This window comes from Kitasatospora griseola, from assembly GCF_014648555.1.
GTDB lineage: Bacteria > Actinomycetota > Actinomycetes > Streptomycetales > Streptomycetaceae > Kitasatospora > Kitasatospora griseola.
The window spans coordinates 11407-25255 of record NZ_BMRI01000044.1 but is presented as its reverse complement, the minus strand read 5'-3'; the positions used below and the strand labels follow the sequence as shown (position 1 = coordinate 25255).

General features: G+C 73.8%; 17 protein-coding genes and 1 pseudogene. 9 read left to right on the top strand and 9 right to left on the bottom strand.

The window, feature by feature from the left end; translation table 11 throughout:
- The 4 genes and pseudogenes from IEZ12_RS39610 to IEZ12_RS33345 form a co-directional block, all read left to right on the top strand.
- Nucleotides 1–455, top strand: a pseudogene (locus IEZ12_RS39610) (aa3-type cytochrome oxidase subunit I); the annotation flags it as partial.
- A gap of 119 nt (nt 456–574) precedes the next feature.
- A complete protein-coding gene (locus IEZ12_RS33355; RefSeq protein WP_189277565.1) occupies nt 575–1102 on the top strand; it encodes a hypothetical protein in 528 nt (175 codons plus the stop codon).
- Between the two features lie 29 nt (nt 1103–1131).
- The gene (locus IEZ12_RS33350) at nt 1132–1854 is read left to right on the top strand and encodes a sigma 54 modulation/S30EA ribosomal C-terminal domain-containing protein (RefSeq protein ID WP_189277563.1); all 723 of its coding nucleotides are present in this window, start codon (nt 1132–1134) and stop codon (nt 1852–1854) included.
- A 78-nt stretch (nt 1855–1932) separates the two neighbouring features.
- The gene (locus IEZ12_RS33345; RefSeq protein ID WP_229848500.1) at nt 1933–2595 is read left to right on the top strand and encodes a hypothetical protein; all 663 of its coding nucleotides are present in this window, start codon (nt 1933–1935) and stop codon (nt 2593–2595) included.
- Between the two features lie 16 nt (nt 2596–2611).
- On the opposite strand, the gene IEZ12_RS33340 is transcribed toward IEZ12_RS33345, so the two are convergent.
- From IEZ12_RS33340 to IEZ12_RS33325, 4 genes are all read right to left on the bottom strand, one after another.
- Nucleotides 2612–3784 (bottom strand): magnesium and cobalt transport protein CorA, encoded by a 1173-nt coding sequence (locus IEZ12_RS33340; protein ID WP_189277560.1) that lies wholly within the window; start codon nt 3782–3784, stop codon nt 2612–2614.
- A 372-nt stretch (nt 3785–4156) separates the two neighbouring features.
- Complete coding sequence (locus tag IEZ12_RS33335) at nt 4157–4576, bottom strand: SRPBCC family protein (RefSeq protein ID WP_189277558.1); 420 nt, start codon at nt 4574–4576, stop codon at nt 4157–4159.
- A 34-nt stretch (nt 4577–4610) separates the two neighbouring features.
- Nucleotides 4611–5621, bottom strand: a complete 1011-nt coding sequence (locus IEZ12_RS33330) for an aldo/keto reductase (RefSeq protein ID WP_189277556.1) — start codon at nt 5619–5621, stop codon at nt 4611–4613.
- A 186-nt stretch (nt 5622–5807) separates the two neighbouring features.
- Complete coding sequence (locus IEZ12_RS33325; RefSeq protein ID WP_189277555.1) at nt 5808–7229, bottom strand: MFS transporter; 1422 nt, start codon at nt 7227–7229, stop codon at nt 5808–5810.
- A 164-nt stretch (nt 7230–7393) separates the two neighbouring features.
- Here IEZ12_RS33325 and IEZ12_RS33320 point away from each other — a divergent pair, with 164 nt between their 5' ends.
- A complete protein-coding gene (locus tag IEZ12_RS33320) occupies nt 7394–8251 on the top strand; it encodes a helix-turn-helix domain-containing protein (protein ID WP_189277553.1) in 858 nt (285 codons plus the stop codon).
- Between the two features lie 10 nt (nt 8252–8261).
- Here the strand turns inward: IEZ12_RS33320 and IEZ12_RS33315 are convergent, their stop codons facing one another.
- Nucleotides 8262–9263 (bottom strand): helix-turn-helix transcriptional regulator, encoded by a 1002-nt coding sequence (locus IEZ12_RS33315; protein WP_189277550.1) that lies wholly within the window; start codon nt 9261–9263, stop codon nt 8262–8264.
- A gap of 63 nt (nt 9264–9326) precedes the next feature.
- On the opposite strand from IEZ12_RS33315, the gene IEZ12_RS33310 reads away from it, so the two are divergent.
- Entirely contained in the window at nt 9327–9713 is a 387-nt protein-coding gene (locus IEZ12_RS33310; protein WP_189277548.1) for a VOC family protein, read from the top strand.
- Between the two features lie 95 nt (nt 9714–9808).
- On the opposite strand, the gene IEZ12_RS33305 is transcribed toward IEZ12_RS33310, so the two are convergent.
- Nucleotides 9809–9973: a hypothetical protein gene (locus IEZ12_RS33305; RefSeq protein WP_189277546.1), complete on the bottom strand. Its 165-nt coding sequence runs from the start codon at nt 9971–9973 to the stop codon at nt 9809–9811.
- A 374-nt stretch (nt 9974–10347) separates the two neighbouring features.
- Nucleotides 10348–10653, bottom strand: coding sequence for a hypothetical protein (locus IEZ12_RS33300; protein WP_189277544.1), 306 nt, complete (start codon nt 10651–10653; stop codon nt 10348–10350).
- 124 nt (nt 10654–10777) lie between these two features.
- Between IEZ12_RS33300 and IEZ12_RS33295 the strand changes: the two genes are divergently transcribed.
- On the top strand, nt 10778–11056 hold the full coding sequence (locus IEZ12_RS33295) for a hypothetical protein (protein WP_189277542.1): 279 nt from the start codon (nt 10778–10780) through the stop codon (nt 11054–11056).
- Between the two features lie 29 nt (nt 11057–11085).
- Here the strand turns inward: IEZ12_RS33295 and IEZ12_RS33290 are convergent, their stop codons facing one another.
- Nucleotides 11086–11853, bottom strand: a complete 768-nt coding sequence (locus IEZ12_RS33290) for an aspartate/glutamate racemase family protein (RefSeq protein ID WP_189277541.1) — start codon at nt 11851–11853, stop codon at nt 11086–11088.
- A gap of 167 nt (nt 11854–12020) precedes the next feature.
- Between IEZ12_RS33290 and IEZ12_RS33285 the strand changes: the two genes are divergently transcribed.
- Both IEZ12_RS33285 and IEZ12_RS33280 read left to right on the top strand, forming a co-directional pair.
- The gene (locus tag IEZ12_RS33285) at nt 12021–12809 is read left to right on the top strand and encodes a LamG domain-containing protein (RefSeq protein WP_189277538.1); all 789 of its coding nucleotides are present in this window, start codon (nt 12021–12023) and stop codon (nt 12807–12809) included.
- A gap of 400 nt (nt 12810–13209) precedes the next feature.
- The gene (locus IEZ12_RS33280; RefSeq protein ID WP_043907866.1) at nt 13210–13416 is read left to right on the top strand and encodes a DUF6011 domain-containing protein; all 207 of its coding nucleotides are present in this window, start codon (nt 13210–13212) and stop codon (nt 13414–13416) included.
- A gap of 5 nt (nt 13417–13421) precedes the next feature.
- Here IEZ12_RS33280 and IEZ12_RS39605 read toward each other — a convergent pair.
- Nucleotides 13422–13849 (bottom strand): adenosylcobinamide amidohydrolase (locus tag IEZ12_RS39605; protein ID WP_229848499.1); only part of this gene is annotated, 428 nt, incomplete at its 5' end.

Genomic DNA, 13849 nt, shown 5'->3' with positions numbered 1-13849 from the left:
GCTTCCACACCACCTTCCTGGTCCAGCACTGGCTCGGCGCCGAGGGCATGCCCCGCCGCTACGCCGACTACCTGGCCGCGGACGGCTTCACCACCCTCAACATGATCTCCACCATCGGCTCGTTCCTGCTCGGCCTGTCGATCCTGCCGTTCCTCTACAACGTCTGGAAGACCGCCAAGTACGCGCCGAAGGTCCAGGAGGACGACCCCTGGGGCTGGGGCCGTTCGCTGGAGTGGGCGACCTCCTGCCCGCCGCCGCGGCACAACTTCACCAAGCTGCCGAAGGTCCGCTCCGAGTCCCCGGCGTTCGACCTCCACCACCCGGAGATCGCCGCGCTGGACTACCTGGAGAACCACGGCAAGCCGGCGCCGCACCTCGGCGACGTCACCCCGGCCAAGCTCGACCTGCCGGAGCGCGAACGCCGTCGGCTCGCCGCGTCCTCGTCCGAGGACTGACCGGCCGGCCCAACCGCCCGTCGGCCCGGCCGACGGTTCATCGACCGCCGTCCCCGCCCCGCCCCTCTCCCGGCCCGGGCGGGGCGGGGACGGCATCCCTCAGCCCTGGAGGACCCGCCATGGCCCACCCCGTCCTGGCCCTCGGCACCGCCGCGCTCACCGCCGCCGGCAGCGCCTGGTACCTGCCCGCGCTGCTCGACCTGCGGGCCGGCGCCGACCGCCCGCGCGCCGTCCGGCTCGCCGCCACCGGCTGCCTGCTCTGGTGGAGCGGCCTGGCCGCCGCCGCGCTGCTGCTCACCACTCCGCTCAGCTGGCACGTACCGCTCGGCGCGGCCCTCACCGGCGCGCTGTCGGGTGCGGCGCTGCGGGTCCTCGCCGCCTCCGAGCGGCGCGCCGACCGGCGCGAACAGGACCGCGCCTGGGGCCTGTCGCCGTACGAGCTGCCCACCGTCCGGGGCGTGCGGCCCTCCGCCGCTGCCGTCGGCTGGGTGACCGGCGGGCTCGCGGTGGCCGCCGCGACCGCCGCCGCCACCCTGCTGGCCGGAAACCCGGGGCCGACCGGCTCCGCGGTGGTGACCGTCGCCGGGTCCGTCGGACTGTGCCTGCTGATCCTGCTGGTCGCCCTGAACCGCACCCGCCCGCACTGACCCCGCTCTCCCCCGGAGGAAGCACAGCCATGGACGTCGCCGAGTCGATCACCCTGCACCCGGGCGGCCTGCCGGGCGAGGCGGCCGCTCTCGCCCGGGCCCGGATCGCCACGGTCACGCAGGACGCCTCCGCGCTGGTCGAAGCCGTCCGGATCCGCCTGGCCGGTGCGCCGGGACGGGTGCTCGCCCAGGTCAACGCCGAGGTCGACGGGCGCCGGGTCCGGGTCCAACTGGCCGCGCGCAACATCGGCGAGGCCGCGGACCGGCTCGCCGACGGGCTGGGCCGGCGCATCCGCGCCGTCTCCGCGAGCTGGCGGCCGCGGCCCTGGCCGTCCGCGGGCGACCGCGCGATCGGCGTGCCGGCCACCGGCAGCGAACGCATCGTCCGGGTCAAGTCCGCGCCGCTGGTGTGGTGTTCGCCCGACGCGGCGGTCCGCACCCTGGACGCGATGGACTACGACATCCACCTGTTCACCGACCCGGCGACCGAGACCGACGCCGTCGTCCACCGGGTCGGCCCCACCGGCTACCGGCTGGCCCGCACCCGGCCCGCGGCGCCGCCGCAGCGACCCGCCACCCCGCTCACCCTCAGCCCGCACCCGGCCCCTCCCCTGACGGACCGTCAGGCCGCGGCCCGGCTCACCGCCGCCGAACTCCCCTACCTCTTCTTCGCCGACCCCGTCACCCACCGCGGCCGCCTGCTCTACCGCCGCCTCGACGGGGACCTGGCGCTGGTCGTCCCGGCCGGCTGAAAACCCCGGTGAGCGCCGCTCCGTCACCCGCTACAGTCCGATCTGCCAACCACCACGGGGAGATCCATGCAACAGCGGGTGACGGTTCAGCACATCCGGACGGGGCCGACCGAGTACCGGGTGATCCGGGCCGCCGACGGACCCGGACGGATCGCCCTGTACGACCGCCACTACTGCCTGGACGTGTTCGCCGACCGCGACGGCCTGGCCCGGCTGACCGCCGTCTGGTCGCTGGCCACCCGCTCCGCGCACTCCCTGGTCCACCTGCCGCTGCGCGCCCAACCCGCCCCGGCCGGCTACCAGGACGCCCTCTCGAACGAGATCACGCCGGTCGCCCTGGACCTCCTGCTGGTCCACCACAGCCTCCAGTTCCGCCCCGCCGACTGGAAGTCCCTGCGCGCCCGCCTCGGCCCCGGCCGCCCCCACACCACCAGCACGCCGGACCCGGACTTCCCCGCCGAGTACCCCGAAGCCCGCCGCCACGGCCGGGGCGGCCACGACCACCTGCGCTTCGACCGCGCCGCCCGCACCCTGGTCGTCACCGGCAGCCCCGCCGCCTTCCGCTTCGAGGGCGTCGGCCTCCACACCCTCCTCACCGAGGCCCCCGCCGACCACCACACCTGGCCCGCCGTCCACCACTGCACCGAACTCGACGCCGGCCCCTGGCGCAAGTACCCCACCCCGCACTCCCCCGTCGCCGGCCGCCTCCACGTCCAGTACTGCCCGGACTGGACGCTCTGACGGCCGACCGGTCCCGCTACAGCCAGTTGCGCTTCTTGAAGATGAGGTAGAGGCTGCCGCAGACCACGCCCATCAGGCCGACGGCGAAGGGGTAGCCGAAGGCCCAGTGGAGTTCGGGCATCTCCTCGAAGTTCATGCCGTAGACGGTGCCGATGAGGGTGGGGGCGAACAGGATGGCGGCCCAGGAGGAGATCTTCTTGATCTCGTCGTTCTGGACGTGGCCGGCTTCGGCGAGTTGCTTCATCTCCTCGTTCTGGCGCTGGGAGACCAGGGTGGCGTTGACGGTGAGGATGTTCTGGAGCATCTGGCGGAAGCCGTCGACGCGTTCGGCCGCGTAGGTGGCGTGGTCGGCGACGTCGCGGAGGTAGCGCTGGAGCTCCTCGTCGGTGCCGTACTTCTGGAAGCCGGCTTCGAGGGCGCGCATGATCTCCAGGAGGGGGCCGGTGGCGCGCTGGAGCTCGATGACCTCGCGGGAGAGTTCGTAGATGCGGCGGGAGACCCGGGGGTCGCCGCCGAAGACCTCGGTCTCGATCTCGTCGATGTCGTGCTGGAGGCCGGCGATGACGGGGGCGTAGCCGTCGACGACGGCGTCCAGGACGGCGTAGAGGACGGCTTCGGGGCCGAGGGCGAGCAGGTCGGGGTCGGCTTCGAGGCGGCCGCGGATCATCGAGAGGTCGGGCGACTGGGAGTGGCGGACGGTCACCACGAAGTCGGGGCCGACGAAGAGGTGGATCTCGCCGAAGTCGACCTCTTCGACGTCGTCGAGGTAGCGGGCGGCGCGCAGCACCACGAAGAGGGTGTCGCCGTAGCGTTCCAGCTTGGGGCGCTGGTGGGCGACGATGGCGTCCTCGACGGCGAGTTCGTGGAGGTCGAACTTCTCGGCGGCTTCGACGAGTTGGGACTCGGCGGGGCGGTAGAGGCCGATCCAGGCCATGGTGCCGGGCTGGCCCGGGAGTTCGCGGTAGATCTCGGCGAGGCTGGCGGGGGCCGCTATCCGGCGGCCGTCGCGGTAGACGGCGGCGTCGACCACGGAGCGTTCCACCGAGGCGGGTTCGCGGTCGTCGGTGTTCTGCTCGGAGCGCGGGTCCATGGAGTGCTCGGGGGCCGCGGAGTGGTCGGCGACGAGCCGGGGGCTGCGGTTGAACGGTCGCTTGCTCGCGCGCACGGCGCGCACACGCCAGTCGGACATGGTCGGTACCTCCACGGGTCTGGGTCCGTCACGCCCCACAGTGGCGAGGGGGACGGTCGGCCCTGGACGGCCGTCCGCGCGGCAGGAGGCCCGGGGAACGCGAGGCGTTCAGCGGGTGGTGCGCGGGCGGGGGTTCCGGGGGCCGTGAGTGGGTGAGAACTGCCCGGAGCGGGGCCGACTTCGGCCCGGACTACTGCACTCCACTGCTCTCACCTCCGTACGCTCCGGACGCGCACGGGTGCCACGACCGCCGCCCAGTGTAGCCCCGCCGTTGCTCCCGTCCCGGCCATCCCACCCCTCGGAGCTGCGCGGACATGCCGCGGCCCGGCCACGCGGGCACGCGTCCGGGCCGTGCGGGTGGAGGCCGTGACGTCAGCCGGCGAGGGTGGTGTGCAGGGCGTCGAGGCCGTCGGCGTAGATGCCGGTGAACAGGTCGACGACCTGCTGTTCGGTGGCGTCCACGGGGTTGAAGCGGCCGGACCACTGGACCTCGGCGAGGTCGTCGCGGCCGGGGACGGCGTGGACCCGGATGGTCGAGACGTAGCCGTCGACCGGGAACGGGGCCTGGAGGATGGCGTAGCTGTAGTGCCGCTCGGCCTCGTTGAAGTCGACGAGGCGCTCGACGATGACCTCGCCCTCGGGGTTGGTCAGTCGCCGGACGCGGCCGCCTTCGAGGGCGGTGCTCTCGGGGATGTAGGGCAGCCAGTCGGGCAGGGCGTCGAAGCCGCCGATCAGGTTCCAGACCCGTTCGGGGGTGGCGGGGACGATGCGGCTGACAGTGGTGGAAGCCATGGTCGATCCTCCTGGATCGGGTAGCGGGTGGGGCTCAGGCGCCCGCGGGCAGCGGGGCGGCGGGGCTGACCAGTCCGGCGGCGCGCAGCTCGTGCCAGAACGCGGCGGGGACGGTCTCGTTGAGCGCGGCGGTGTCCTCGGCGATCCGGCTGGGCCGAGTGGCGCCGGGGACGGCGGCGGCGGCCACCGGGTGGGCGAGGGAGAACTGCAGGGCGGCGGCCTTGATGGACACGCCGTGCTTCTCGGCGAGGGCCTTGAGCCGGGAGACCTTCTCGACGATCTCGGCGGGGGCCTGCTGGTACTCGAAGTGGGTGCCGCCGGCCAGGACGCCGGAGCTGTAGGGGCCGCCGACGACCATGTCGACGTTCTGCTGCTGGGCGAGGGGCAGCAGGCGCTGGAGGGCGTGCTCGTGGTCGAGCAGGGTGTAGCGGCCGGCGAGGAGGAAGCCGTCGGGGCGGGGCTCGTCGAGGGCGAGGGTCAGCTCGATCGGCTCGGTCTTGTTGACGCCCAGGCCCCAGGCCTTGATGACGCCCTCGTCGCGCAGCCGGGACAGCACCCGGAAGGCGCCGGTGCGGGCCTCCTCGAACTTGCCCAGCCAGGCGTCGCCGTGGAAGTCCTGGGCGATGTCGTGGACCCAGACGATGTCCAGGCGGTCGGTGCCCAGGCGCTTCAGGCTGCCTTCGATGGAGCGCTCGGTGGCGTCGGCGGTCCACTCGTGGACGATCCGGTTCGGGTTGCCGTGCTCGAACAGGCCGCCCTTCTCGCCGAAGTCGGGGACGTCGGTCTCGTGCTCGTCCAGGATGACCCGGCCGACCTTGGTGGACAGCACGTACTCGTCGCGCGGCTTGGCGGACAGCACCTCGCCCAGGCGCTCCTCGGCCAGGCCGGCGCCGTAGAAGGGCGCGGTGTCGAAGTAGCGGACGCCCTGGTCCCAGGCGGCCTGGACGGTGGCGGCGGCCTCGTCGTCGGGGATCGCGCGGAACATGTTGCCGAGCGGGGCGGTGCCGAAGCCGAGTTTGCCGGGGAGGAGGTTCTTGAGGGTCATTGCGGTGCCTTTGCAGTGGAGCCGAAGGGCGAAGCATTCGATGCAAACGCCGTTACTTGCATTGACAATAGTTGCAGGCGCGGGCTATTTCAAAGTGAGCCCCGTCACCCGGGGGTCCGCAGCGGGTCCACCCTCCTCAACGCGCGGACGGCCACCCCGCAACGGGGCGGCCGTCCGCGAAAGCGCTCAGCTCCGCTGCCGCAGGCGGGTCGAGGCCAGGACGGCGACCAGGACCAGCACGGTGTTGGCCAGGACGGCGATCGCGATGCCGGTCAGGACGCCGCGCCCGGGGGCCGCGCCGGCGACGATCGCGCTCATGATCGGGGTGCCCATGGTGATGCCGACCTGCTGGGTCATGGTGGCGAGCCCGGCGGCGGTGCCCTGTTCGCGGTCGGGGAGGCCGGCGGTCGCGGTGACCATGAAGCCGACGATCACCAGCATGTTGCCGACTCCGCCCAGGAAGGTCGCGGGCAGCAGCAGCCACAGCCAGCCCGCGCCGGGGCCGAGCGCCAGCAGCGCGCCCGTCGCGGCGGCCTGGACGAGTCCGCCGGCCAGCAGCGTGCCGCGGGTGCCGAGCCGGCCGATCACCCGGGCGGCGAGGGTGCCGCCGAGGACGGTGCCGAGGCCGAGGACGCCGAACGACAGGCCGGCGGCGAGGGCGGAGAAGTCCAGCACCTCCTGCAGGTACAGGGTGAGCAGGAAGACCAGCGAGGTCTCGGTGAGGAAGGCCAGCAGCCCGATCAGGTTGCCGAGCCGGACGGTCGGGCGGCGCAGCACGGCGGGCGGCACCAGCGGCGCGGCGGCGCGGCGTTCGACGGCGAGGAAGGCGCCGAGCAGGGCGACGCCGAGCAGCAGGACGGGCAGCGCGGCGGGGTGGGTCCAGCCGTACTGGCCGGCTTCGGTGAGACCGAGGACGAGGGCGAGCAGGCCGAGGGTGACGGTGATCGCGCCGGGCAGGTCGAGGCGTTCGCGGGCGGCGGCGTCGGGGCGGCTCTCGGCGAGCACCCGGGGTGCGATCAGCAGGACGGCGAGCGCCACGGGGACGTTGATCAGGAACGCCCAGCGCCAGGACAGCAGGTCGGTGAGGACGCCGCCGAGGACCGCGCCGGCCGTGAACCCGGCCGACATCAGTGCGCCGTTGAGGCCCAACGCCCTTTCGCGGAGCGGGCCTTCGGGGAACGCGGTGGTGAGCAGGGCGAGTCCGGCGGGGGTGACGGCGGCGGTGGCCAGGCCCTGGGCGACGCGGGCGGCGATCAGCACGGCCGGATCGGCGGCGAGGCCGCCGGCCAGCGAGGCGACGGCCAGCAGGGCGAGGCCGAGCAGGAACAGCCGGCGGCGGCCGAACAGGTCCGCGACCCGGCCGAACAGCAGGGTGAATCCGGCGGCGGGCAGGGCGAACGCGGTGGCGATCCACTGCAGGCGGCCGATCGACAGGCCCATGCCGGTGCCGATGGCAGGCAGGGCCACGTTCAGGATGGAGAAGTCCACGGCCAGCATGAACTGGGCGACCAGCAGCACCACCAGGATCACCAGGGTCCGCCCCGCGAGCCGTGGCGCCGGCTCCGCGGCCCGCGCCTCCGCGCTTCCCCACGCTTCCACTGTCGACATGTCAATCGGCCTTCCTGCTCGGGGTGTTCGCTTCGAGAAGGAGCCTGCTCCGATCCGCCCGACCGAGGCAGTCCCCGGCCGGGGCCACCTTCCGGAAGGGTGGCACTGACAGGGACACCCTCGGCCGCAGACGCGCCGGCCCCTCCCCGGGCACACTGGTGCGCATGGACACTTCGACCGCTCTCGGGGAGTTCCTGCGCAACCGCCGGGCCCTGCTCCGGCCGCAGGACGTGGGGCTGAGCGCCGCGGACACCCGCCGCCGGGTGCCGGGGCTGCGCCGCGAGGAACTCGCGCTGCTCGCCGGGGTGAGCGTCACCTACTACACCCGGCTCGAACAGGGGCAGAGCGTCAACGCCTCGGACGGGGTGCTGGACGCGGTGGCCCGGGCGCTGCGCCTGGACCGCGACGAGCAGGCCCACCTGCGCGACCTGGCCCGCCCGCGCAAGGCCCCGGCGAACCGCGGGTCCGCGCCCAGGCCGGAGCGGGTCCGGCCCGCGACCCGGCAGTTGATCGCGGCGATGGACCGCGTCCCGGCCGTCGTCCTGGACCGCCGCAACGACGTGCTGGCCTGGAACCCGCTGGGCCACGCCCTGCTGGCCGGGCACCTGGACCCGTCCGGCCCGGACCGGCCGGCCGAGCGCCCCAACCTGACCGGGCTGCTGTTCCTCGACCCGCACACCCGGGAGCTGTACACCCACTGGGAGAGCGAGACGAAGGTCGCCCTCGCCGCGCTCCGACTGACCGTCGGCCGGCACCCGGAGGACCGTCGGCTGGCCGAGCTGGTCGGCCATCTCGCCATCCACAGCCCGGAGTTCGCCGCCCTGTGGGCCCGGCATCCGGTGCGCGAGTGCACCGTCGGCAGCAAGCAGTTCCACCATCCGCTGGTCGGCGAGCTCGACCTCGCCTTCGAGAGCCTGCGCACCTCGGACGGCAGCGACCACCGCGTCCTGCTGTACAGCGCCGAGCCCGACTCGCCGTCCGCCGCCGCGCTCGACCTGCTGGCCGGGACGCTGCGCGGATAGCCCGCGCGGCTCAGCCCGCCGCGTTGGCCTTGCTGGTCTCGTTGGTCTCGCTAGCCTCGTTGCCCTCGTTGGCCTCCAGCAGCTCCCGGGTGCGACGCAGCAGGGCGTCGCGGACCTCGTCGGGCGCCAGGACGCGCAGGGGTGTCGCGAGGCCGAGCAGGTATCGGGCGAGGCCGTCCGCGTCGGGGCCGCCGATCTCGGCGACGGTGGCGTCGGGGCCGTCGGGGCGGTGGGTGCCGACCGTCGGCGGGATCAGTTCGAGTGCCCGGTCGAGCGGCAGCGGGAGCCGGATCGTCACGTGGAGCGGGTAGCTGGCGCGTCCGAGCGAGTCGGCGACCAGCAGTGCCGGGTCGGGCGGGTCGGTGATGTCGACCGGGTGCCCGGTGGGGCGTATTCGGCCGACCCGGTCGGCGCGGAAGGTCCGCCACTGGTCACGCGCCACGTCCCGGGCGACGAAGTACCAGTGGCGGCCGGTGCTGACCAGGCGGTACGGGTCGACGTCCCGGACGGTGGCCTTCCCCTGCCGGTCGCGGTAGGTCAGGCGGCTGCGTTCGCCGCCGCGGCAGGCAGCGGCCAGCTCCAGCAACTGGCCCGGCGCGAGCGGCGGTTCACCGGTCCTGGGGGTGTGCACCAGCGCCGTGTCCAGCTCGCCCAGCCGTTCGGCGATCCGCGGCGGCAGCACCTGGCGCAGTTTCAGCAGCGCCGACAGCGCGGCCTGGTCGCCGCCGAGGACGCCGCTGAGCGCGGCCTCGCGCAGCCCGACGGCCACCGCGAGCGCCTCCTCCTCGTCGAGGATCAGCGGCGGGACGCGGGACCCGGCGCGCAGCCGGTAGCCGCCCCAGGGGCCGGGGTCGGACTCGACGCCGTAGCCGAGTTCGCGGAGCCGGGCGATGTCCCGCCGCACCGTGCGTTCGGTGACGGTGAGCCGTTCGGCCAGTTCGCCGCAGGTCCAGGACGGGCGGGTGGACAGCAGCGAGACCAGGCGCAGCAGCCGGGCGGAGGTGGTGATCACCTTTCGCAGTGTGCCGCACGACCAGGACCGAACCTGTCCTGGTCCGGCCGTAGCGTCTTCCCCATGAGCACCGGAAACACCTCCGCACTTGCCCTCCGCTGGTCCGCCGTCACCTTCGACTGCCCGGATCCGGCCGAACTCGCCCGCTTCTACACCGCCGCCACCGGCCTGCCCATCGTGTACTCCACCGACGGCTTCGTCCTGCTCGGCCAGGAGGGCGCGGCCGGGCTCGGGTTCAACCAGGTGGCCGACCACCGGCCGCCGAGCTGGCCGGACCAGTCCGGCGGGAAGCAGGCCCACCTGGAGTTCGGCGTCGACGACCTGGACGCCGCGCAGGACCGACTGGTCGAACTGGGCGCCGTCGCCCCCGAGTTCCAGCCGGACGCCGAGCGCTGGCGGGTCCTGCTGGACCCGGCCGGCCACCCGTTCTGCATCTCCACCGTGGTCTGAGCCCGCTCAGCCGAGCAGCGCGCCCAGCGGCCCGGCGATCAGGTGGTACTGGGCCAGGAAGGCCGTGAACGCGCAGCAGGCGAGCGCGGTGGCGGTCATCGCGAGCCGGCCGGCCGCCACCAGTGGCGCAGCCAGCCGGCCACCGCGCGAGCGGTGACGGCGAGCGCGACGAGCGGGAAGGCCGCGCCCCGCCAGGTGGGGGCAAGGGCCGGCGGGGTGCCGAGCGGGACGGCCTCCATCATGGCGTTGCCGTCGGACACCAGGGCGAGCAGCGCGGTGAGGAACCCGGCGGCGAGCAGCCCGGCGAGGGCGGCAGCGGCCCGGGCGGCCTGCGCGGGCCGCGGGTGGGCGGGCCGCCGGCGCAGTTGCCGGGTGAGCGCGGTCGCGGCTCAGCTGCGCCGTCACCGTCCGGTCGATCAGCCCGGCCGGCGTGGCGGGAACGACCGGAGCAGGGGCGGCGTGTGCGGGTGCGGCGGTCCGCAGCAGGGCGGCGGCAAGGACGAGGCCGAGGACGGCGGTTCGACGACTGATCATGCGTCAACGATCGTCCCCGGCCCGAGGGTCGGTGCAGTGCCCGGCGCACCTGTCGGCATGCATTCTGCACCTCCCCCACCTGCGGGGCACGCCTGGGCGCTCAGAGCTCGCAGTACCTGACGCAGAACATGTGCGGTGCCTCGCCGGCGAGTTCACAGCAGAACGGTCCGTCCTCGGACTCGTTCCCGAAGTCGTCGCGGCTGACGAACTCCGTCACCATCCGCCCGCCCTCGATGCGCGACACCGCGACCTGCTTCGTGAAGTCCACTCCCAGCACCTCGGTCTCGGCGGCCAGACACCGCACCGAGTATCTCTTCGACGACTCGGGGTACTTGGCGAACACCGCAGCCACGTCCTTGAAGAACTCCGGATCCCGCTCCGGCCCGCACTGGGCCTGGTGAGTCATGGCAACCTCCTCCGAGTCCGTGCCTCCATTCCAGCCTCTCGCCGACGACGCCTCGGCGCGCGCCGCGCCGTCCACCGGTCGGCCGAGGTGCGAGTCGCATGATCAACTCGGGCACAATGGCCGGGTGTTCGGGGCAACGAAGGACGAGGACGAGGGCCTGCCGCAGGCCGCCGCCCTCGCCGAGCTGCGCGCCATCCCCGCGGACCACACCGAACCTGTGACTCACCGGCACCCCCGACACCACCCCCACCCGGGTCCGCACGACCCCGGCGACGGCACCCCCACCCTCACGGCCCGCGCCAACGCCTTCGGCGCAAGCCTCACCACGGGGCCGACACCGCCGGACCACTGGGCGCTCGACTTGAAGATCAGCGGCGCGGGGCACCGTCCGAGCAAGGAGTGAGCGCCGGCCGGGTCGCGATCACGTGCAGGTCATCGTCCTGCGTCGCGATCTCGCGGCCGGGTGCCTTCCGCTTCGCGCAGTTCCCTGCGCCCCTGGTGGTTCTCACCCTCGCTCTGCGCTGCCGCCACCGCCGCTGCCGCGTGGATCCGTGTCGTGGGGAAGACCGGCACCGGGCTGTCCTCTGCGCCGATGAGCAGCTCGATCTCGGTGCAGCCGAGGATGACCCCCTGTGCGCCGGCCGCCACCAGGGCGGCGATCACTGTGCGGTAGGCCTCGCGGGACTCGTCCCGGACCACGCCGAGGCACAGCTCCTGGTAGATCACCCGGTGCACCAGGTCCCGGTCGGCGGGGGGTGGGACGATCACGTCCAGGCCGTGGGCGGCGAGGCGGTCGCGGTAGAAGTCCTGTTCCATGGTGAACGCGGTGCCGAGCAGGCCGACCCGTCGAACTCCGGCGGCCAGTACGGCTTCTGCGGTGGCGTCGCCGAGGTGCAGCAGGGGGATGCCGACTGCTGCGGAGACCTGTTCGGCCACCTTGTGCATGGTGTTGGTGCAGATCAGCAGCAGGTCCGCACCGCCCGCTTCGACGGATTTCGCGGCGGCGGCGAGCAGTTCGCCCGCCGCCTGCCACTGTCCGGTGGCCTGGAGGTGTTCGATCTCCGCGAAGTCCACGGAGTGCAGAACGCACTTGGCGGAGTGCAGCCCGCCGAGGCGTTCGCGGGTGAACTCGTTGAGCAGCCGGTAGTACTCCGCCGTGGATTCCCAACTCATGCCGCCGAGCAGGCCGATCGTCTTCATCGCGCCACTGTGTCACACCCGGCCCGGCCCGCTCGGTCGGTCGCACGCCGTCGCGCGCCCCCAGGCCGGCGCTCGCACCTCAGTGCGCCGGTGGCGTGGACGGTCGAGGAACGCTTTGCCGGGAATGCCCCTGGATGAACCAATCGCACGACCCGGGAGAGTGTCCGGTGACCGAAGTGATCCCCCCGAACGGCAGCCCCACGGACCCCACGGACTCCGCCGCCCCCACAGACTCTGCCGACCTCGCCCCGGGAACGCCCGCCCCCGTCGTCGTCTTCGACGCCCCGTTCTCGGACGCCTCGCAGTGGGCCGCCGGCGCTTCGTCCGCGTACCCGCCGGACGGGCGCAACAGCGGTGACAACAAGCTGGACCACCTGGTGGCGGGCTTCGGCCCTGACGGCGACGTGTTCACGGCGGTGCGGGAGAACCCGTTCAGCTGGCGGACCCCGCTGGTGACCACGGAGAACACCCGGGGCGGTTTCGAACTCCGGCCGGAGGACGTGCTGGAGGCGCAGTGCCTGCTGTCGGCCACCCAGGGCGCCTGGCCCGCCCTCTGGACGTGGGGGCGGGACACCGCCCCGGGCCGCCCGCAGCCCGGGCACGGCGAGGTGGATGTCCTGGAGTACCACCCCGACCACCCGCGGATGCTGGAGCTGAGCAACCACGTCAACCCGGGCAGTCCGGCCTACCTGGACGGCCTGGTCACTCCCGGCACCTGGTTCACCGTCACCTGCCGCTTCGGCGCGGACTCGGTGGTCTGGTCGGTGGACGGCCGCCAGGTGTTCGCGGACGGCCACGGCGTCGGCGCCGACTGGCGGGCCTGGATCATCGTCAACCTGTCGGTGTCGGCCGGCCAGTGGGGCCACCTGCGCCCGAGGCCCGACGTCCGCCGGATTTCCTGGCAGGTCCGGGGCCTGCGCGTCCTGCGCAACAGCCCTTCACCGAGCGGAAGTTGAGACCGGGGTCGGCAGCCGGCCGGCCTCCCGGGCGATCCGGACGGCGTCCAGGCGGGTGCGGGCGTCGAGTTTGACCTGGGCGGGCGAGCGCGGCGGCGACCACCTGGTCGCCGTGCCCGGTGTCGGCCACCACCTCGATGTCGCCGGCCGCGGAGAGCAGCGCCCGCAGGGCGCCGCGCACCGGGTGCATGTCCTCGGCCAGCAGCACTCTCACCATGGCGTCCCGATTTCCCCCGTCGACACAGAGCGCCCAGGGTGCCCGCGCCGCCCCGAACAGCCTTGGAGCCGTGTGCCCTTGCCCGCCGGCGCGACGTTCGCGGCGCACCCGCCGTTCCGGGCCCGCGGCCGCGGGGGCGGCCCCCGTCGCACGGCTGCCGGGCCGGAATGATGAACTGGAGGGATGAGCACCGACCTGAAGACCGTCGAACCGCCGCTGCCGGGGACAGCCGTCGAGCGCCGTCCCGCCCCGGTCGTCCGGTGCCGTCGGTGCCACCGGCCGCTGCACTCCCCCGAGTCCCGCTGGGAGAAGCTCGGCCGGCACTGCGCCGACGCGCCCGAGCGCACCCGGGTCTACGTGATCGACCAGGACCGGCTGCCCGGCACCTGACGGCCTTACTGAAGGGCACGCCCCGTCAGTACGTCCGCGAGTTCGCAGCCCGGCACCGTCGCCGGGTGCACCGGCGGGCCGTCCCACTCGGCGCGGCGCTCGCGGTCCAGCACCGCCCCCTCGAACACCGCCGCCCGCACCGCCCGCGCCAGCCGGGAGCCCCAGTGCGAGCGCGGGCCACCGAACGGCTCGACCGGCTCGCCCGCCACCGGCGTCCGCACGGCGACGCAGACCGCGTCCGACGGAGTGCCCGAACAGTCGCGGCCGGCCTCCAGCAGGGCCTGCACCTTCGCCTCGGTGGCCGTCGCCAGCAGGTTCACCAGCCCCGCGTCCGCCACCGCCGCCGGGACCACCGCCAGCACATTGATCGTCCCCGGCGCCCAGGAAGCCTTCGGGGCAACGGGAGTTGACGCCACGTCAGTTTCGGCGGCCC